We start from the raw sequence: 19,026 nt of genomic DNA, 5'->3' as shown, positions 1-19,026 counted from the left end.
GCATTTTCAGTTGATTCTGCAACAAAATTGCGTTTCTCCCCCCGCCTTCGGCGGGGAAGAAACGTGTTTTGTCCCGCAAGCCGAAATGGAATTGCTGCAGTTATTTTTGTGATGGTATTAGGCCTTGTTTGTAAAATCAAGAGCCTTGTCTTATTCGGCTAAAATCGCGTCTGACCGCGTCAAAAATGCTCGGCATACGGGCAGTATTCCTGCGCTTTTTTCCTTGTCAGGCACAATTTTATCACGAAAATCCGTCGGTTTTTAATTTACAAACAAGGCCTAGTCGGTGTTTATTTTGTCATCAGGCCGCAGATCTGATTGGAAAACGCGACCGGGTCGTCGATGCTGACGCCCTCGATCAGCAGGGCCTGCGTATACAGCAGGGAAGCGTATTCCCTTAAGGTATCCTGATCCTTCTCGTAAAGCTCGCGGAGCTTTGCGAAAACCGGATGGTTCGCGTTGATTTCCAGCACCCTCTGCGCCGTGACCTTCTCATCCGTCGGCATGGCGTTAAGCACCTTTTCCATCTCGATAGAGATCGCGCCGTCGGTGGAAAGGCATACCGGGTGTGTTTTCAGCTTCTGCGACAGGATCACCTGTTTGACCTTGCCGTCAAGGGAATCCTTCATAAAGGTCAGAAGGTCCTTGTTCTCCTCCACCTGCTTTGCGGCTTCCTTCTTTTCCTCCTCGGTTTCCAGTCCCAGGTCGTCGGCGGAAACGGAGCGGAACTCCTTGTCATCATACTTCATCAGCATCCGCAGGGCGAACTCGTCCACATTGTCGGTCAGATAGAGGATTTCGTAGCCCTTGTCCTTCAAGGCCTCGGTCTGCGGAAGCATATCCACTTTATCCGTGGTTTCGCCGCAGGCGTAGTAAATATATTTCTGGTCCTCCTTCATACGGGAAACATATTCCTTGAGCGTGACCAGCTTCTTTTCGCCGGAGGAGTAGAACAGCAGCAGGTCCTGCAGGACATCCTTATGCATGCCGTAATCCTGATAAATACCGTACTTCAGCTGCAGGCCGAAATTCTTGAAGAATTCCTCATATTTTTCACGCTCGTTTTCCAGCATCGTTTCCAGCTCGGACTTGATTTTCTTTTCCAGACGTCCGGCAATAATTTTCAGCTGGCGGTCATGCTGCAGCATTTCGCGGGAAATATTCAGCGAAAGGTCCTGAGAGTCGACAAGGCCGCGCACAAAGCTGAAATAATCCGGCAGCAGGTCCGCGCACCTGTCCATAATCAGCACCCCGTTGGAGTAGAGCTGAAGTCCCTTTTCATAATCGCGGGTGTAGAAATTCATCGGCGCCTTGGCGGGAATGAACATCAGGGCATTATAGGTTGCGGTGCCCTCGGTGCTGGAATGGATCACCTTCATCGGATTGACGTAATCCATAAATTTGCTCTTGTAAAACTCATTGTACTCGTCTTCGGTGATCTCATTTTTATTTTTCCGCCAGATGGGAACCATGCTGTTCAGCGTATCGTTCTCGGAATAGGTTTCGTATTCATCCTTGCTGCCCTCTTTCAGACGGCTTTTTTCTACGTCCATTTTAATGGGGTAGCGGATGTAATCGGAATATTTCTTGACAAGGTTCCGGAGGGTATAGGAATCGAGATACTCGTCGTAATTGTTGTCGTCCGTATTCGGCTTGATCTTCAGAATGATTTCGGTGCCGTGGCCTTCTTTTTCGCAGGGCTCCATCGTGTAGCCCGCGGTGCCGCTGCTTTCCCAGCGGTAGGCCTCTTCCATGCCGTACGGCTTGCTGACGACGGTTACCTTTTCGCTGACCATGAACGCGGAATAGAAGCCCACCCCGAACTGGCCGATGATTTCAATATCTTCCTTCTGCTCGTTTTCTTTTTTGAAATTCAGAGAACCGCTCTTGGCAATGGTGCCAAGGTTGTTTTCCAGCTCCTCTTTCGTCATGCCGCAGCCGTTGTCGGTAATGGTCAGCGTACGGTTTTCTTTATCCGGAATAATCTGAATGCAGAAATCATCCCGGTTCAGTCCGGTGTCGCCGTCGCTCAGCGTCCGGTAATAAAGCTTGTCAATGGCGTCGCTGGCATTGGAAATCAGCTCGCGCATAAAAATTTCGCGATGGGTATAAATGGAATTAATCATCAAATCCAAAAGGCGCTTGGATTCCGCTTTAAACTGTTTTACTGCCATAATCAACCTACCTCTGTCCATCAATTTTAGCACTCTCTGGTTTTAAGTGCTAAAAATATTTTAATACAAGCCCTCGGAAAATGCAAGTAGGTGAATTGTTAATTTTTTGTTGCGGGCGGCACATTATGGCTCCGGAACATAGCTATGGTCGACGGTAAGGACCACAAAATAGGTCGGATCCAGCTTGTTGATCTCCTCCGTAATCCGCCGGGTCAGCTCGCTGTCGCTCACGGGGAACGCGAAGGAAACGCAGACGTCAAAAATCAGATTGGAATGGGTGGTGCCCCACACCACACGAAAATCATGCATGCTGATTTCCGGAGAAATGCCCCTGATGATCTCCATAACCTGCTTTTTCAATTGGTTGGTGCGCTCGTCGTCCGTCACAATCGGGTCAAGGTGGATCACGAGGTGGATTCCCTTTTCGCTGAGAAAGTCGCGCTCTATATTGTCGATGATATCATGACTCACCATAATATCCTGTCCGGCGGAGACCTCGCAGTGAACGGAGGCAAAGCAGCGCATGGGTCCGTAATTGTGGACGTTCAGGTCGTGTATCCCCAGAATCCCGTCGTAGCTCATGATTTTGGCGTAGATTTCATCCACCAGTTCTTTGGTGGGGGCCATCCCCAAAAGCGGATTGCTGGTTTCGACAATCAGCCGGACGCCCGTAATCATAATGAGCAGGGCAACGATCACGCCCATATATCCGTCAAGGTTAAAGCCCGTAAAATAAGTGATCAGGATACCGGCCAGAACGGACAGGGTGGAAAATACATCGTTCAGGCTGTCCGCCGCGTTGGCGGAAACGGTAGTGGAGTCGATGGTACTGCCGACCTTTTTATAGAACAGGCACTGCCACAGCTTGATCAAAGCCGACAAAATCAGCACGCCGATGGAAACCAGACTGAATTCGGCATCCTCCGGGTTCAGAATTTTATCGAAGGAGCTCTGAACCAGCTGAAAGCCGACCATCAGAATGGCAAACGACACAATCAGGCCGGAAAGATATTCAATGCGCGCGTGGCCGTACGGATGCTCTTCATCGGCGGGCTTTCCCGCCATTTTAAAGCCGACCAGAGTAACGATGGCCGAGCCGGAGTCCGACAGGTTGTTGATGGCGTCCGCGGTGATCGCGATGCTGTGAAAAAGAATTCCTGTTGTGATCTTCATAAGGAACAGCAGGATATTCGTCACAATCCCGACCGCGCCGGAAAATTTCCCGTACCGTTCCCTCACCTTGCTGTCGTCCGTTTTCTGATAATCCTTCACAAACAAGCGAATTAAAAACTGAAACATAGCTACACCTCAAAAAGGCTGCCTCCACAGCAGTCGATTGCCGTAAACAGCGGAAAATCCTCTATCTGCAGCTCTTTCACGGATTCACAGCCAAGGTCCTCAAACGCAAGGACCTTGACGGAACGGACACATTTTGCCGCAAGCGCCCCCGCGCCCCCGATCGCGCACAGGTACACCGCCTGGTTGCGCCGGATGGCGTCGACCACCTCCGGGGAGCGGCCGCCCTTGCCGATCATGCATTTCAGCCCCAGGTCCAGCAGGCGGGGCGCAAACACATCCATGCGCGAGGAAGTGGTCGGCCCGCACGCGCCGATCGGCAGGTGCTCCGGCGCTGGTGTCGGCCCGGCGTAATAAATCGCGGCGTTTTTCAGCTCGAACGGGAGCGGCTCCCCACTGTCAAGCATGGCGAAAAGCCGCTTATGCGCGGCGTCGCGCGCCGTGTAAATCGTACCGCTCAACAAAATCCTGTCGCCCGCGCGCAGTGTTTTGGCGGCCTGTGCCATATCGTTCGTATGAATTTGCAGTCTGTCCATGCTAACCTCACAACTATCAGAATAGGGAACTGTAATACAGTTCCCTACCAATTTATTTTATTCTCATTTATTATAGCATATACCGGAATCAATTAAAACATATTTTTCTTTCTCAGTATCAAATAGGCAATCCCCATACAGACCAGGGAAAGCGATACCGGGAACCAGAAATTCGTCAGCGGAATCCCGCTCACATTCATGCCGTAAACACCCGAAATAACGGTCGGGATGGAAATCAGGAGGGTGAGGGAAGCCAGAACCTTCATGACGATGTTCAGATTGTTGGAAATCACGGAAGCAAAGGCGTCCATGGTACCCGACAGAATGTTGAGGTGGATATTCGACATTTCGATTGCCTGTTTGACTTCTATCAGCACATCCTCGACCAGATCCTGATCGTCGTCGTAAAGCTTGACGACGCGGCCGCGCATGATTTTTTCAATGGTAATTTCATTCGCTTTGAGCGAAGAAGAAAAGTACACCAGGGATTTTTCAATATCCAGAAGCTGAATCAGCTCGGAATTCTTCATGGATTTGCGGAGCTCCCGTTCCACAAAGTTGCTGATCTTATCAATCTGTTTTAAGTATTGCAGATACCGCGACGCGACGCGTAGCATAAAAAGAAGGACAAAGCGGGTTTTCATGTTGGTCTGAACGCCCTTGACAACGTCCTCCGAAAATTCATTGATAATCGGATTTTCCTTGGTGGAAACGGTGATCACATTTTTTTCCGTCAGAATAATACCGACCGGCGTGGTAGTGTACGTAATATTTTTACCGGCCTTTTCAATCACCGGGATATCGATGATGATCAGCGTGCTCTCGTCTTCCTTGTCGATATGGGAGGATTCCTCTTCGTCCATGGCCGCGCGGAAGAAATCCGGTTCAATCTGAAAGTCGGCAATCAGGCTGTTGATTTCCTCGTCGTCCGGCGCCACACAGTTGATCCAGCACCCGGGTTCACAGGAAGGAATCGGCGAGATGTGACCGTTGATCGTCTTGTAATAGGATAGCATTGCGCTCATCTCCTTTATGAAATTGAATGAAATGTCGACTTAAAGGGTCAGGTTTCACAATGCCACCCCCAGTATGTTCAAATTTGGATGTCTTTATTCCAAAAGCTATTATAACACAATATCAGGAGATTACAAGAGCAATCGGGGTATTTTGAGCAATATTTGTTCAAATCTGTTCTAAAATGCTCTACATGGCTCATTTTGAATGAATTAGGGCAATTCCTACCGGATTTTATCGTGTATTTTGGATAGAAAGCAAAAAACGGCGGATACGAAAACGTATCCGCCGGAAGACCGCTATGTACTGTTTCACTTATTTGCGGTTGAAAATCGACATGATGTCGGTGAAGTCCTCGTCGTCGATCGGGTTGGGCTTGCTGACCGGCTTTGCGGGCTCGTCCCGTTTGGCGTCCTGCTCCGGCTTGTCCGAAGGGAAAACCGTTCCGTTGGTGGTGGCAAAGCCCGTGGCGATGACCGTAACGCTCATTTCGTCGTCCATGTTTTCGTCGAACGCCGCGCCCCAGATAATATTGGCATCCTGATGCGCCTGTTCGGCAATCATGGAGGAGGCAGTCTCAATTTCATCCAGACCGATGTCCGGCGAAGAGGTAATATTGATAATGACGCCCTTGGCGCCGTTGATAGCGGTTTCGAGAAGCGGGCTGGAAATCGCCATATTGGCGGCGGTTGCCGCTTTATCCTTGCCGGAAGCCCTGCCCACGCCCATGTGCGCGTAGCCGGCGTCCTTCATGACCGCGGTGACGTCCGCAAAGTCCAGGTTGACAAGGCCGGGCAGCTTAATCAGATCCGAAATGCTCTGTACGCCCTGACGGAGAACATCGTCGGCAATGGAGAATGCATTGATAAGGGTGATGCGCTGTTCGCTGACCAGCTTCAGTCTTTCATTCGGGATGACAACAAGGGAGTCCACATGCTCACGCAGGGCGGTAATTCCGTTTTCGGCCTGCTCCATACGGCGCCGGCCCTCAAAATCAAAGGGCTTGGTCACAATTCCAACGGTCAGCACGCCCATGTCGCGCGCAATCTCCGCGACAATCGGTGCGGCGCCGGTGCCTGTCCCGCCGCCCATACCGGCGGTGATGAAAACCATATCGCTGCCCCTGATGGCGGCTGCGATGGCTTCGCGGCTTTCATCCGCGGCCTTCTGCCCCATTTCCGGCTTGGAACCCGCGCCCTTTCCGTGCGTGACTTTTTCCCCGATCTGTATTTTCTGTGTGGCCTTGGAACGGTAAAGCGCCTGTTTGTCGGTATTTACACTGATAAACTCAACGCCCTGAACGCCCATAGTGACCATGCGGTCAATCGCGTTTCCGCCGCCGCCGCCCACACCGATTACTTTAATCTGCACAATGTTGTCAAAGTCATTGTCAATCTCGAAAGACATGTGCTGCATCCCCCTTAATATACGTCTATATTCGCGCCCGGCGGGCTGCCGCGGCTGCAAACATTATTATTTTTCTATAATATTAATTTAACACTTATCGGTCACAATTTCAATAAAATTCTATCTTATTCAGTATAGTATAATTCATGAATATTAATATTCATTATAAGAATTATCCACTGCTATTTTGTGAAGGCTGACTCGCTGTGGAGGAGGACGCGGGAGAGGAAGCCGAATAGCTGGGATCAAAGAAGGCGTTGTTGTCTTCCACCGCTACGGAAAGATTCAGCGTGCCCCGTTCGTTGTCCTTGATTTTTCCCGCATCGAAAATACTTTTTGCAAAACGGAGTTTATAATCCAGATCGGACGACAGGCCTAGGTTCATAATGATGCGTCCATCGTAGACAACCTGGATTTTGTATGGATTGCTGAAATCCATCTCTGTAATTTTTTCAAACTTGTTGCCGCTGATCGCGGCGCTGAGGCTCTGAAAGGTCTCTTTCTGGGAAGCGTCCGCGTAAACGACGGCTTTCCCGACCTCGGCTTTGGAAAGCGAAAGCCCCTTGATGGCGGTGCAGCTTTCCGGCATCTTTTGCGCCAGCTCAAGCACCTTGCCGTTTGCGCTGACCACCGCGTATTTTCCCTTATACTCGATTGCGCCGGAAACGGCTTCCTCCGTTACCTCGATCACAATTTTGGCGGGAAGGCGCCGGGAAACCTTCGCCTTGCCGATATACGGCAGCTTTTGCTGGATAGCGGCCGCCGCGCTTCTGGTATGGGCAAGGAAAAGATTTTCCCCTTTTTGGATTCCTCCCGCCTGCACAATCGCCTGTGCCGGATAGCGGGAGGTCCCGGCAACCTCTATGGTCTCTATTTTAAACAGGACGGTCAGAGAAACAACAACCGCCCCCACAATCACCGTAAGAAACAGGAAAATGTAAAACAGCAGAAGGAACCGTCGCCTGCGCCTTTTCCGGTTATCCGCCCTGCGTTTCGGCGAAGCGTATTTTGCGCCGCCTCGCCCGCCCGCACCCTGTTCTTCCCATTCGGAGACAGGACGGTATTCCCCGCTTTTCTTGTCGTAGACGCGCGGGATGGCATCCTTCCTGTTTTTTCGGTTCCTGTCCATTTGTAATTCCTCCGGTAGTGGGATTAAATTCTTTTAATGTCCGCTCCCAGCATAGCCAGGCTCTTTTCAATGCTCTCGTAGCCGCGGTCCAGATGCTTCAAACCGGAAATCAGCGTGGTGCCCTGCGCCGCAAGCCCCGCTACAACCAGGGCGGCTCCGCCGCGCAGGTCCGCGGCCTCCACCGGTGCGCCCGACAGCCGGCTGACTCCCTCGACGATCGCGACGCGCCCTTCCACCTTGATGTTGGCTCCCAGGCGCATCAGCTCTCCGACATGCTTATAGCGGCTTTCAAAAATATTTTCAACAAAAATACTGGTGCCGTCTGCCAGCGTGGTCATTGCCATCACCGGCGCCTGTGCGTCGGTCGGGAACCCGGGGTACGGCATCGTCCGGATGCTTTTGACTCTTCCCAGCCTTTTCGGCGCCGTTATTTTAATGTTGCGATCCAGAATATCGATCTGGCACCCGCACTCTTCAAAAACGGGGATAACGGGGGAAATATGTTGGGGGATCACACTGGCAACCGTGAGCGTGCTGCCGGTAATCGCAGCCGCCGTTAAATAGGTTGCCGCCGCGATGCGGTCGGGAATCACGTTGTGTTCACACCCGGTCAGGCCTGTGACTCCTTCGATCACGACGGTGCTTTCTCCGGCTCCCTGGACTTTAGCGCCACAGGAATTCAGAAAATCGGCCAGATCCCAGATTTCGGGTTCACGCGCCGCGTTGGTGATGACCGTAGTCCCCTTTGCGCGGCTGGCCGCGATGATAATATTCTCCGTCGCCCCCACGCTTGGGAACGACAGATTGATACAGGCACCCTGAATCCCGTTCGGCGCGCTGCATTTCAGGCAGCCGTGGTCTTCGTTGATAATGACTCCCATTTTCCGCAGTGCCAGAAGATGCAGGTCAATGGGTCTGGGGCCAAGCTCACAGCCGCCGGGGAAGGAAAGCTCCGCTTTGCCCATCCGGCTGACGATCGCCCCCAAAAAAACAATGGAAGAGCGCATTTCACGCATCAGAAGGTCCGGAATCTCATATTCATTCGCACTGCTCGGGTCAATGGTCACGTCGCTGCCGGAGCGTTCCACATGGCAGCCAAGGTATCGCAGAATTTTTAAGGATGTGTCCACATCCGACAAAATAGGACAATTATGTAGTATGCACTGGCCACTACAGAGTAAAGAAGCCGCCATAAGAGGCAATGTGCTGTTTTTTGCGCCGTGGATATGGATTTCACCCTGTAATTTATTCGGTCCCTGTATTAAAAGCTCTGACATAACAACACCCCCACATAGTCTAATCACATACTATGCGGTCTTTTGTTCTGCTGTGAATTGCTTTCTCAGGTGCCTGCCAATACCTCTTTCATGATTTTGTAAATTCGTTCATTGGTATCAAGAATCGCCATACTGTGCGCGTTTTCCCCCAGCGACCGGATGGTTTCCGGCTGCTGGAAAAGGTCGTCCACCATTTTGCACAGGGCCGGGCCGGAAAGATCTTTTTCCTCTAAAATGGCGGCCGCTTTGCGGCTGACCATGGCCATTGCGTTGTGATACTGATGATTTTCCGCCACATTGGGCGACGGAATCAGAATAGCCGCTTTCCCCTGCGCCTGCAGCTCGCTGAGAGAAATTGCTCCCGCGCGGCAGATCACAAGGTCCGCGGCGGCAAGGCATTCGGGCATATTATTGATATATTCCCGGACATCGATACGGGGATGCTCCGACAGATTCAGCCCCTTTTCTTTCAGCAGGTCGGGGAACCATCCGCCCCACTGGCCGTAGCCGTGGATATGCTGGAAACGGTCCGTCCGGGCGCTTTTGACAAGCAGGTCGGCAACGGCCTCGTTGATTTTACGGGCGCCAAGGCTTCCGCCAAACGAAAGGATCATCGGACGCTCGTCCAGGTGCAGCACTTTGCGGGATCCCTCCCGGTTCGCGCGGATGACGGCCTGTCTTACCGGGTTGCCGGTAAGCACGCATCTGGCCGTCGGGTCAAGATATTTCTGAGCGTCCAATACCGCGAGCATCGTTCTGTCCGCGTGTTTGGAAAGCATTTTATTGGTCACGCCCGGAAACGCGTTCTGTTCGTGGATGACCGCCGGAATTTTCATTTTCATCGCTTCGCGCAGGACCGGCCCGGCCACATAGCCGCCGGTACCCACACAGAGATCGGGCTGAAACTCCCGAATGATTTTGCGGGCTTCCCGGCTCGAAGTGAAAACATGGACCACGGTCTTTACGTTCTTTTTGATGTTTTTCCAGCTAAGCTTGCGCTGAAAGCCGGAAATGGTGATACTCTCAAAGTCGAAACCCGCGGCGGGAACCAGCCGTTCCTCCATACCGCCTTTCGCGCCGACGTAAAGAATCTGTGCGTCCGGCTCCTTTTCACGAAGATACCCGGCAATGGCAAGCGCCGGGTTGATATGCCCCGCGGTGCCGCCGCCGGCAAATAGAACTTTCATGGCAATACCCCTTTTATATTGACCGCCAATGGCGGGTGCTAAGTTTTTTCAATCGCCGACGTTCGCGAGATGGAAAGCACGATTCCCATCTCCGCCAGCAGGATAACCAGCGACGTGCCCCCGTAGCTGAAGAACGGCAGACTGATACCGGTGTTCGGAATGGTGTTGGTCACAACGGCGATATTCAGGACCACCTGAAGTCCGACCTGAACGACCAGTCCGATCCCGAGCAGCATGCCGAATTTGTCCTTGGCCTTGAGCGAAATGGTGATGCCGCGCCAGACCAGCATGGCAAACAGGATGATGATGATCAGCGCACCGATAAAGCCCAGCTCCTCACAGACGATCGCAAATATGAAGTCGTTCTGCGGTTCGGGCAGATACAGATATTTCTGTCTTGACTGGCCGAGCCCCAGTCCGAGCAGGCCGCCGGAGCCGATTGCGTAAAGCGACTGCCGCGTCTGCCAGGTGTCCTCCATAATCGCCTTGCTCGCCGTGGAAAAAGGGTCCAGCCAGGCGACGATACGGTCGTTGGCGTAGCTGAATTTCTGTGTGAACAGAACCAGATAAGCGACCGCCGCGCCGGCGCCGCCGAACGCAAGCCCGAACCAGCGCAGGCGAACCCCGCCGATAAACAGCATTACCCCGGCCAGAAGCACCATGATGACCGTCGCGGAAATATGGGGTTCCAGCACCAGCAGGCCGACTGTGGCGCCAAGAATCAAAATATACGGCAGAACGCCGTACCGAAAGGTATCCATCCGCTTAAAATTGAGGGAAATCAGGTGGGAAAACACCAGTATCACCGCGAATTTGGCGAGCTCTGACGGCTGGAACTGCCCTAACGGGCCCAGATCGATCCAGCGGTGAACGCCGTTGATTCGCGGCATAAAAAGCACAAGGGCCAGCATCATAAAGGACAGAAGCAGAAAGGGAATGGCGAACTTGTGCAGATGATGATAGTCGAAATACGAGATAAAAATCATTGCGGTAACACCCAGAACCGCAAAAACAGCCTGACGGCTGATAAAGAAGTAGCTGCTTCCATGGCGGTAGTACGCGTTGGCATAGCTCGCCGAAAAGAGCATCACCAAACCGATGACAAGCAGGGTGAGAATCAAAAACAAAAAGGGCATATCCATGCCTGAACGTACGGAAAAGATCCGGAACTTTTTCCGGATTCCGTTTGGTACCGACTCCCTGGTATCCTCTTCTTTTTTCCGGGCACCGCGGGGGGCGGTATGGTCTTTTTCTTTTGTTCTCGTCATGGTATCCCCCTTTTTCCATCTCAGGGTGTGCATTCCAGTCTATTTAAGCATATGCGAAACAAAATATTTGTCATAATTAAATACTGCTCACGCGCAGCGAAAATATTCGGTCAAAATCCATAATATACGAGAAGGGCGGAGCCGATGCCGAACAGCACCGTCACAAGGCCGAACACACGGCAGATTTTCAGTTCTCCCCATCCGCACATTTCAAAGTGATGATGAATCGGGCTCATTTTAAAGAGCCGCTTTCCGTGCGTTGCCTTAAAGTAAGACACCTGAAGCACAACGGAAAGAATTTCGCAGATATAAATAATACCGAGCGGCAAAATCAAAATCGGGAGATTCAGCCCGAAGCCCAGAGCGCACACGATTCCGCCCAGGAAAAGCGAGCCGGTGTCCCCCATAAAGACCTTCGCCGGGTTCATATTCCAGATCAGGAAGCCGAGGCACCCTCCCGCGGCGGCGGCGGCAAAAATACTCATGCCGTGAATGCCGATCATGCCGGAGATCAGCATGAAAAAGATACTTACGAAAAAAGTAACCGTGGCGTTCAGCCCGTCGATGCCGTCCGTGAAATTGACGGCGTTCACCATACCGACAATGCCGAGCAGCGCGATGACCCAGTACCAGACCCCCAGATCAACGCTGCCCACAAACGGAATCAGCGTAGCGGAGGTGCTTCCGGCCAGGCGCAGCGAATAGAGATAGGAGGCCGCGATGATAAACTGCAGAACGAGCTTCTGCCGCACGTTCAGTCCCAGGTTGCGCTTCTTGACAACCTTGATATAATCGTCGAAAAATCCGACCGCCCCAAAGCCGATCGCCATCAGCAGGCCGCCGAAAACCTTCGTCCTCATCATCATTTCCAGGGAATTCTTTTCGGTCACGCTGTAATAAAGCGGCACACAGACCAGAACGGCAGCGACAATCCCGATCATAAACATAAAGCCGCCCATCGTCGGGGTACCGTTCTTCTTCTGGTGCCACTTGGGGCCGACCTCACGGATCGTCTGGCCGAAATTGATCCTGTGCAGAAAAGGTACCATCCATCTGCCCAGCAGAGCGGTGATTCCAAAGGAAAGAATAACCGCGGAAATGATCCAAACCGAGTTCATATGTTCTGACTCCACCTTTTTATCGTTGTCGCCCGCACACAGAGCACGGGCATTATATTATACCATAATTCTTCTGTTTTTTTAATCCCCGATTTTAAGGCTGTTCAGCGCGTCGAGCACCTCGGCAAACGAAATCCCGCAGGCAATCGCCGCCGCGGCGGCGGCCAGCGCGGGACCGACCCAGTCCAGACTGTCGGCCGCGAGCCTGACCCGGCCGATCACGCCGACCCCGATCATTTCAAAGGCGGCAAACCCTTCCGGAAGCTTCCGGATATTTCTCGCCGTAAAGTCTGCGCTGTCGCTGACCGTGGAATAAGTAAGCGGCTTCAGGGCGGCGATTTCAGGCATGGCGGAAAAGGCGTAGTCCGCCACGCAGACCGCAAATCCGTCGGCGGCCGGGCTCTGGGCGTCGCAGAGAAGCAGAACCGTGGGCTGCACATCTTTCGGAACACTTTCCCCCACCGGCGCGAGCAAATAATTTTCGTGGCCGCAGAAAGCCAGAATATCGTTCAGCACCGAAATAGTATGCCCCTTTTTATCGCTTACAGCAATCAGCTTTTTCCCTGAATGAAAGTTTGCCAAATTTGTCATCCCCCTGCTCTAAATGATTACTTACTCCACCTGATTCGGCTCTATAAATCCGACGGTTACCACTGTTCCGGGCGCCACCTTGGTGCCCTCGGCAATACTCTGAGAATTGGATACCGGGTTGGTCCCGTTGGTCAGCGCCGCACCGGAGATACTGATATTGATTCCCGCGTCCGCGGCCTTCTTGTTGGCGGCGGAAAGGGAAAGCCCGGTCAGCTTCGGCACCGTGACCGTTTTGCTGGAACCCGAATCGTCCGTAAACAGCACCACCGTACCGTTCTGCGGAATGGTTTTGCCCGGTTCCGGAACCTGAGAAACAATTTTGTCCCCGCTTCCGTAAACCTTCGGCGTCAGCTTCATCTTGGCCAGCTCCGCTTTGGCTTCTGTAATGGTCTTTCCCACAACGTCCGGAGCGTTTACGTCAAGCTTAGCCAGCTCCGAATCGGTATATTTGCGTTCCACGCCGAGGTACGGCAGGATTTCCTCCATCGTTCTGGAGAAAACAGGGCCGGCTACGGCGGCGCCGTAGTAGCTGTCGCCGTGCGGTTCGTCAAAGAACACCAGCATGGCTACCTGCGGATCGTCCGCGGGGGCAAAGCCCAGATAGGACGCGATGTACTGCATGGTTCCGGTCTTCTGGAACACATCCATCTTCTGGGACGTACCGGTCTTTCCGCCGACGCGGTAGCCGGGCAGATAACCGTTTTTCGCCGTGCCGATGGTGGCGTTGGTCTGCAGAATTTTGCACATGCGCTGGGAAATGTCGGTGGAAATCACCTGACGCTTCGGCGTTGTATCGGCGGATTTCACGATATTGCCGTCGGCGTCGATAATCTGACTGACCACATGGGGCTGCACCATGTAACCGCCGTTGGCGACCGCGGCGGCCGCGGTAATCATCTGAATAGGCGTAATACTGAAGTTCTGACCGAAGGATTCCGTGGCAAGCTCCACGGGGTTCAGCTGCGCGGCGGTATAATAAATGCTGCGCGACTCGCCGGGCAGATCGATGCCCGTCTTGGCAGTCAGGCCGAACGCGGTAAAGTACTTAAAGAATTTGTCGGGGCCCAGCCTTTCGCCGAGCTGTACGAAAACCGGGTTGCAGGAATTGCAGAGTCCCTGCACAAAGGTTTCGCTGCCGTGGCCGTACGACCTCCAGCAGTGAATCGTTCTGTCGGATACCTTGATGGAACCGCTGCAGAAGAAGGTCGAGTTTTCATTGACCACGCCCTCTTCCATTGCGGAGGAGCCCGTCACCATCTTGAAAACGGAGCCCGGATAATAAGTGTCGCTGACCGACTTGTTTCTCCACTGCTTTTCCTGCGCGGCTTTCAGCGCGGCGGTTTTCTCTTTTCCCTCTGGCATCGCGGCAATCTGGGCGGCCTCTGTCTGGTCGGCCACGACAAACGGATTGTTCGGGTCAAAGTCCCCTTTGACCGCCATCCCTAAAATCGCGCCGGTCTTCACATTCATGACGATCGCGCAGGCGCGGTTGCCGACCTTGTTGGTGATAACGCCTTCCTCCAGATTTTTTTCAAGGAAGTGCTGCACCACCTCGTCGATAGTCAGCACAAGGCTGGAACCGTTCTGCGCTTCCACCTTCTGCTCATACTGAAAGGGCATATCCGTGCCGATGGCGTTTTTCGCGGTGACCAGCTTTCCCGGCACGCCGGTCAGATAGCTGTCGTACTGCTTTTCAATGCCGTAAAGGCCCTGGCTGTCCGTACCGGTAAAGCCCAGAACGGAAGCCGCGAACGCTCCGTACGGGTAATATCTTTTATAGTCCTCGATCAGCCGGATTCCGCTGCCGATGTCATTGTCCGCCTTGAACTTAAGGACCTCATCCTTTACATCCGTTTCCACCTTGCGCTTGAGCTCGTCGTAATATGTTTTTTTCTTGCTGCGCTCGATGATTTCATTTTTGTCCATGCTCAGAATCTTCGCCAGGCCGTCCGCGATTTTTTCCCGGTTCTTATCCGTAATGAACGCGGGCTCCAGCACTACCTTCCACACGGTAGCGCTCTGGGCGAGCGGCTTCATATTGCAGTCATAGATCGTACCGCGCTGGGCGCTGATGGAGGTATCCTTCAGCTGCTGATCGACCGCGCGGGTCTGAAGGCTTTCCCCTTCCACCAGCTGCAGTCTGGCAAGACTGAAAATAATCGCGCCGAAACCGACGGCGATCAGCACGACCAACACAAAGATCGTACGGCGCCACATTCTGATTGTCGTCCCTTTTGCCATTGCTGTTCCTCCAAAAAGACTATGTTACAAAAATGAGAGTCAAGATTTGCTCTCAACTCTCCTTTTTCGCATACCAAACCAAACGTCTCAACAAATTTGGGTAGTAATACTTATTTATCAATTATTTTTTTTATGACAATAATTGCAGGATAGAGTTCCAAAGCGAAGTAAGCCAGTTTTCATCCCCGCTCTTCTGGACAACCTGCGTTTTATCCCCCTTGGAAAGGGAGATCGGCTCCACCTGATTCTGTTCAATTTTTTTCAGGCCGAGCTGATTGGTCGCATAGTTTTCCACCGTCTGCAGGGAAAGCTGGGAGTCGGATTTCATTTGAAGCTGCGTATAGACGCTTTCGCTTTCGTTGAGCGTTTTTGTCGCGGCGTTCAGGTCCTCGGTCAGCTCGGTCAGCTGTACCTGCCCGTAAACCATGGTTCCCACAATGCCGACCATAATGGCAAAGGTCAGGAAAGTGGATACGGCGCGGAAGAAGTTGGTCTTTGTCCTTCTGTTTTGCTCCAGTTTTTCCTTGGGAAGTTCTATAATATTGCTTTTTCTGGCGGGTTCCTGCTGCTGTCGTTTTGGTTCAAACAGTGCAAAATCATACGCTTCGTTGCTGTTTGGAGAAGCCATATTTTCACTTCCTGTCCTGAAATTTATTTTGAATGGATTTTTTACAATTTAATGCAGACGCGGAGCCTTGCGCTGCGGCTGCGGGGATTCTCTTTCAGCTCCGCCTCACCCGGGGCAAGCCCTTTTTTGTAGAGCAGCTCCGCCTTCGGCTTTTTGCCGCACACACAGACCGGAAAATCCGGCGGGCAGGTACAGCCCGTACACCAGGAAGCCATGCGCTGCTTGACGATTCTGTCCTCCAGTGAGTGGAACGTAATGACCGCGAGCCTTCCGCCGGGCTTCAAGATGGAAAACGCGGCGTCCAGTCCCTCGGACAGCCTGTCCAGCTCCCCGTTGACCGCGATTCTGAGCGCCTGAAAGGTTTTTCGTGCGGGATGCCCCTGTTCACGGCGGACCGCTGCGGGGACGGATTCTTTAATGATCTCCGCAAGCTCAAGGGTCGTCTGAATCGGTTTCTGCTCCCGGGCCTTTACGATCCCCTTTGCAATGCCGCGCGCATTCCTGTCTTCGCCGTAACGGCTGATGATCTGCGCAAGCTCCTGCCACGAGAGGCCGTTGACCAGATCCGCGGCGGAAACGCCCGTCTGGCTCATGCGCATGTCGAGGGGTGCGTCTGAATGGTAGGAGAACCCGCGCTCCGGGTTGTCCAGCTGATAGGAGGACACCCCTATATCGAGTAAAACGCCGTCGGCGGGAACAAGCTTCAGGCTTGCCGCCACTTCGGCCATTTCGGAGAAATTCGCCTGATAAACAGTGGAACAGCGGTAGGATTTCAGCCTTTCGGTCACGGCTTTGACCGCGTCGGGGTCCTGGTCGATGGAAAGGAGTCTGCCCGTAGTCAGCCGGTCCGCAATGGCCTGCGAATGCCCTCCGCCGCCCGCGGTCCCGTCAATATAGACGCCGTCCGGATGAATATTGAGACTTTCAATGGTTTCATCAAATAAAACCGGCTTATGAAGAAATTCCATACTGATACCGCCCGCTTAAAGCTCAAGCATATCCATTGCTTCGGCTATGCTTTCCTCTGTCAAATTGGAATTGAAGTCGTTCCAACGTTTGCTGTCCCAAATTTCCGCCCGGCTTGACGTACCGATGAAGGTCACGTCCTTTGTAAGCTGCGCGTGGTCGCGCAGGACCTGCGGAATGAGGATACGCCCCTGCTTGTCCGGTTCGACTTCCGCCGCGCCGGAAAAGAAAAAGCGCTGAAGGCCTCTCGCTTTGGAAATCGGCATTGCCTTTACCTTCTCCTGAAGCCTTGTCCACTCCTCTGGTGAAAGCACAAACAGACAGCCGTCCAGCCCTTTTGTGATGTAAAAATGCTCGCCCAGATCCTCACGGAATCTGGCCGGAACAATCACACGGCCTTTCGCGTCTATATTATGTTGGTACTCGCCGATCAACATTGCAAGCCACTTTTCGGGTAAAAGCACGTCTTGAAAACCACTTTGTGCTACTTACCCCCACCTTTCACCACTTGTGTTTTGATTATAGCGTATTTATTTTTAAAATGCAACTGTTATTTTTTTAATTATGTCAACCAAATTCCCTTGTTTTCGCAAATAAAATCCTATATTGGTGCATCAAAAAAACCGCGGTACAACATCTTGTACCGCGGTTTATGAGTAATTGGAAAAATTTGTTTAATTTTGACCGGAACGCTGGGACGCTTTAATATTCTGCCTGGTCTGGCGAAGCTCCGCAAGGTTGGCGGCAAGACCGTCGTCCGTTCGTTTCATCAGATCGTCTATGTAATCGTTGGAAGCCTTGCGCATTTCCCGGAATTTCGCCTGCGCCTGACTAAGCAGGTCGTTGGCCTTCTGCTGTGCCTGCTTGACGATTTCATCCTGATTTACCATGGCCTTGGCGCGTTCCTCCGCCACACGGACGACGGTCTCGGCCTCGCGCTTTGCGTCGCTGATGATCTGCGCGCGGTCCGCACAGATTGCCTTTGCCTGCCGGATTTCCTGCGGAAGGCTTTCGCGGATTTCATCAAGGATTTGTTTTACCTCATCGCCGTCCAGCACCGCGCGTCCGCGGCTGAGAGGGAGGCTCCATGCCTTCTCTACCATACTGTACAGTTCGTCGATTAAATCTTCGGTGTTTAACTCACTCATAATGCGATTCCTCCCCTGCATTTAATCTTTCTTTGATGTCACTCAAAATACACTCCGGCACAAAATTGGAAATGTCCCCGCCGAAACGGGCGATCTGTTTGACAATGCTGGAGCTTAAAAACATATTTTCGGCGCTTGTGGTCAGGAACATGGTTTCCAGATTGGGATTCAGCTTTTTATTGGTAAGCGCCTGCTGAAATTCATATTCAAAGTCCGACAGAGCCCGCAGTCCCTTGACAATTGCCGTCACGTTCCGCTCGCGGGCATATTCGGCAAGCAACCCGTCGAAACCGACCACTTCCACGTCACCCATCTTACAGGTGCAGCGTTTCAGAAGCTCTATTCTTTCCTCCACCGTGAACAGTGTGTGCTTTTCCGGATTTACCAGAACGGCGACAATGGTCTTGTCAAAAACCTTGCGTGACCGGTTGATAATGTCCAGATGGCCTAAGGTAACCGGGTCGAAGCTGCCCGGGCAAATTGCAATTTTCATGATTCGGTCACGTCCTTATGTCTGTATAGGGTAAGCTGGATTTTGCCGTGGCGGTAGCTGCGGGCGCGGATAAAATCGCCCGCTGTTTCCGGCATTTCCTCGTCGCGGGGATGCTCGCAGATAATCGTCCCGCCCGTGTTCATCACCTGTGCGGTCATCGGCAGCGCCCGCTGAAGCAGCCCGGTACGGTAGGGCGGGTCCAGAAACGCAAGGTCAAAGTGCTCGCGGTTCTGCAGCAGAAAAGCGGCGAAATCCATGGTTTTGATCACCGCGTTTTCGGCAAGGCCGGTATGTTCCAGATTTTTCTCCACAACAGCAATGGAATTCCTGCTCGCATCGACAAAAACCGTCTGCTTTGCGCCCCGGCTCAGCGCTTCAATCCCAAGCTGGCCGGAACCGGCAAAAAGGTCCAGCACCCGCCTGCCCTCAATCTGAAACTGAATGACACTGAACAACGCTTCCTTGACTCTCTCCGGCGTAGGACGGACGCTTTCGCCCTCCAGTGTGGTCAACCGCGAACCGCGGGCAGACCCGGTGATTACTCTCATATATG

Annotated in this window: 18 protein-coding genes; all 18 read right to left on the bottom strand. The window is 52.7% G+C overall.

Going from position 1 to position 19,026, the window contains the following annotated elements:
• Positions 1-290: 290 nt before the first annotated feature.
• Positions 291-2,174, bottom strand: coding sequence for a molecular chaperone HtpG (gene htpG / locus ACRQU7_RS06360; RefSeq protein WP_444644587.1), 1,884 nt, complete (start codon positions 2,172-2,174; stop codon positions 291-293).
• A gap of 123 nt (positions 2,175-2,297) precedes the next feature.
• Positions 2,298-3,473 (bottom strand): cation diffusion facilitator family transporter, encoded by a 1,176-nt coding sequence (locus ACRQU7_RS06355; RefSeq protein ID WP_444644585.1) that lies wholly within the window; start codon positions 3,471-3,473, stop codon positions 2,298-2,300.
• A gap of 2 nt (positions 3,474-3,475) precedes the next feature.
• Positions 3,476-4,006, bottom strand: a complete 531-nt coding sequence (locus ACRQU7_RS06350; RefSeq protein ID WP_038323339.1) for a FumA C-terminus/TtdB family hydratase beta subunit — start codon at positions 4,004-4,006, stop codon at positions 3,476-3,478.
• 92 nt (positions 4,007-4,098) lie between these two features.
• Positions 4,099-5,022, bottom strand: a complete 924-nt coding sequence (locus ACRQU7_RS06345; RefSeq protein WP_038323337.1) for a magnesium transporter CorA family protein — start codon at positions 5,020-5,022, stop codon at positions 4,099-4,101.
• Between the two features lie 313 nt (positions 5,023-5,335).
• Complete coding sequence (gene ftsZ, locus ACRQU7_RS06340) at positions 5,336-6,427, bottom strand: cell division protein FtsZ (RefSeq protein WP_038323336.1); 1,092 nt, start codon at positions 6,425-6,427, stop codon at positions 5,336-5,338.
• Positions 6,428-6,599: 172 nt separating this feature from the next.
• Positions 6,600-7,556: a cell division protein FtsQ/DivIB gene (locus ACRQU7_RS06335; RefSeq protein WP_141827647.1), complete on the bottom strand. Its 957-nt coding sequence runs from the start codon at positions 7,554-7,556 to the stop codon at positions 6,600-6,602.
• 23 nt (positions 7,557-7,579) lie between these two features.
• On the bottom strand, positions 7,580-8,833 hold the full coding sequence (gene murA / locus ACRQU7_RS06330; RefSeq protein ID WP_038323335.1) for a UDP-N-acetylglucosamine 1-carboxyvinyltransferase: 1,254 nt from the start codon (positions 8,831-8,833) through the stop codon (positions 7,580-7,582).
• A gap of 65 nt (positions 8,834-8,898) precedes the next feature.
• A complete protein-coding gene (murG, locus tag ACRQU7_RS06325) occupies positions 8,899-10,020 on the bottom strand; it encodes an undecaprenyldiphospho-muramoylpentapeptide beta-N-acetylglucosaminyltransferase (protein WP_444644582.1) in 1,122 nt (373 codons plus the stop codon).
• Positions 10,021-10,058: 38 nt separating this feature from the next.
• Positions 10,059-11,162 (bottom strand): putative lipid II flippase FtsW, encoded by a 1,104-nt coding sequence (gene ftsW / locus ACRQU7_RS06320; protein WP_347562456.1) that lies wholly within the window; start codon positions 11,160-11,162, stop codon positions 10,059-10,061.
• 236 nt (positions 11,163-11,398) lie between these two features.
• Entirely contained in the window at positions 11,399-12,406 is a 1,008-nt protein-coding gene (gene mraY, locus ACRQU7_RS06315; RefSeq protein WP_444644580.1) for a phospho-N-acetylmuramoyl-pentapeptide-transferase, read from the bottom strand.
• Positions 12,407-12,487: 81 nt separating this feature from the next.
• Entirely contained in the window at positions 12,488-12,988 is a 501-nt protein-coding gene (locus ACRQU7_RS06310) for a hypothetical protein (protein ID WP_444644578.1), read from the bottom strand.
• 30 nt (positions 12,989-13,018) lie between these two features.
• Complete coding sequence (locus ACRQU7_RS06305) at positions 13,019-15,238, bottom strand: penicillin-binding transpeptidase domain-containing protein (protein ID WP_444644576.1); 2,220 nt, start codon at positions 15,236-15,238, stop codon at positions 13,019-13,021.
• A gap of 130 nt (positions 15,239-15,368) precedes the next feature.
• On the bottom strand, positions 15,369-15,866 hold the full coding sequence (locus tag ACRQU7_RS06300) for a hypothetical protein (RefSeq protein WP_038323330.1): 498 nt from the start codon (positions 15,864-15,866) through the stop codon (positions 15,369-15,371).
• A gap of 41 nt (positions 15,867-15,907) precedes the next feature.
• Complete coding sequence (rsmH, locus tag ACRQU7_RS06295) at positions 15,908-16,834, bottom strand: 16S rRNA (cytosine(1402)-N(4))-methyltransferase RsmH (RefSeq protein WP_444644574.1); 927 nt, start codon at positions 16,832-16,834, stop codon at positions 15,908-15,910.
• A gap of 15 nt (positions 16,835-16,849) precedes the next feature.
• Positions 16,850-17,269 carry a division/cell wall cluster transcriptional repressor MraZ gene (gene mraZ, locus ACRQU7_RS06290; RefSeq protein WP_038323326.1) on the bottom strand — a complete coding sequence of 140 codons (420 nt, stop codon included), beginning with the start codon at positions 17,267-17,269 and terminating at the stop codon, positions 16,850-16,852.
• 237 nt (positions 17,270-17,506) lie between these two features.
• On the bottom strand, positions 17,507-17,980 hold the full coding sequence (locus tag ACRQU7_RS06285) for an ATPase (RefSeq protein ID WP_038323324.1): 474 nt from the start codon (positions 17,978-17,980) through the stop codon (positions 17,507-17,509).
• The gene (coaD, locus tag ACRQU7_RS06280; RefSeq protein WP_038323322.1) at positions 17,973-18,473 is read right to left on the bottom strand and encodes a pantetheine-phosphate adenylyltransferase; all 501 of its coding nucleotides are present in this window, start codon (positions 18,471-18,473) and stop codon (positions 17,973-17,975) included. Before coaD ends, ACRQU7_RS06285 begins: the two co-directional genes overlap by 8 nt.
• Positions 18,470-19,021 (bottom strand): 16S rRNA (guanine(966)-N(2))-methyltransferase RsmD, encoded by a 552-nt coding sequence (gene rsmD, locus ACRQU7_RS06275; RefSeq protein WP_444644571.1) that lies wholly within the window; start codon positions 19,019-19,021, stop codon positions 18,470-18,472. The genes coaD and rsmD overlap by 4 nt, the downstream gene beginning before the upstream one ends.
• Positions 19,022-19,026 lie beyond the last annotated feature (5 nt).

This window comes from Caproiciproducens puteiluti, assembly GCF_052442865.1.
Lineage (GTDB): Bacteria > Bacillota > Clostridia > Oscillospirales > Acutalibacteraceae > Caproiciproducens.
This window is presented reverse-complemented; position numbering and strand designations above follow the sequence as displayed.

Excerpts from the sequence above, each read along its gene's own strand:
- mraY (WP_444644580.1), bottom strand. The coding sequence starts at position 12,406 with ATGAACTCGGTTTGGATCATTTCCGCGGTTATTCTTTCCTTTGGAATC.
- ACRQU7_RS06305 (WP_444644576.1), bottom strand. The coding sequence starts at position 15,238 with ATGGCAAAAGGGACGACAATCAGAATGTGGCGCCGTACGATCTTTGTG.
- ACRQU7_RS06345 (WP_038323337.1), bottom strand. The coding sequence starts at position 5,022 with ATGCTATCCTATTACAAGACGATCAACGGTCACATCTCGCCGATTCCT.
- murG (WP_444644582.1), bottom strand. The coding sequence starts at position 10,020 with ATGAAAGTTCTATTTGCCGGCGGCGGCACCGCGGGGCATATCAACCCG.
- ACRQU7_RS06285 (WP_038323324.1), bottom strand. The coding sequence starts at position 17,980 with ATGAGTGAGTTAAACACCGAAGATTTAATCGACGAACTGTACAGTATG.
- ACRQU7_RS06350 (WP_038323339.1), bottom strand. The coding sequence starts at position 4,006 with ATGGACAGACTGCAAATTCATACGAACGATATGGCACAGGCCGCCAAA.
- ftsW (WP_347562456.1), bottom strand. The coding sequence starts at position 11,162 with ATGGATATGCCCTTTTTGTTTTTGATTCTCACCCTGCTTGTCATCGGT.
- coaD (WP_038323322.1), bottom strand. The coding sequence starts at position 18,473 with ATGAAAATTGCAATTTGCCCGGGCAGCTTCGACCCGGTTACCTTAGGC.
- htpG (WP_444644587.1), bottom strand. The coding sequence starts at position 2,174 with ATGGCAGTAAAACAGTTTAAAGCGGAATCCAAGCGCCTTTTGGATTTG.
- murA (WP_038323335.1), bottom strand. The coding sequence starts at position 8,833 with ATGTCAGAGCTTTTAATACAGGGACCGAATAAATTACAGGGTGAAATC.
- ftsZ (WP_038323336.1), bottom strand. The coding sequence starts at position 6,427 with ATGTCTTTCGAGATTGACAATGACTTTGACAACATTGTGCAGATTAAA.
- rsmH (WP_444644574.1), bottom strand. The coding sequence starts at position 16,834 with ATGGAATTTCTTCATAAGCCGGTTTTATTTGATGAAACCATTGAAAGT.
- ACRQU7_RS06355 (WP_444644585.1), bottom strand. The coding sequence starts at position 3,473 with ATGTTTCAGTTTTTAATTCGCTTGTTTGTGAAGGATTATCAGAAAACG.
- rsmD (WP_444644571.1), bottom strand. The coding sequence starts at position 19,021 with ATGAGAGTAATCACCGGGTCTGCCCGCGGTTCGCGGTTGACCACACTG.
- ACRQU7_RS06335 (WP_141827647.1), bottom strand. The coding sequence starts at position 7,556 with ATGGACAGGAACCGAAAAAACAGGAAGGATGCCATCCCGCGCGTCTAC.
- ACRQU7_RS06300 (WP_038323330.1), bottom strand. The coding sequence starts at position 15,866 with ATGGCTTCTCCAAACAGCAACGAAGCGTATGATTTTGCACTGTTTGAA.
- mraZ (WP_038323326.1), bottom strand. The coding sequence starts at position 17,269 with ATGTTGATCGGCGAGTACCAACATAATATAGACGCGAAAGGCCGTGTG.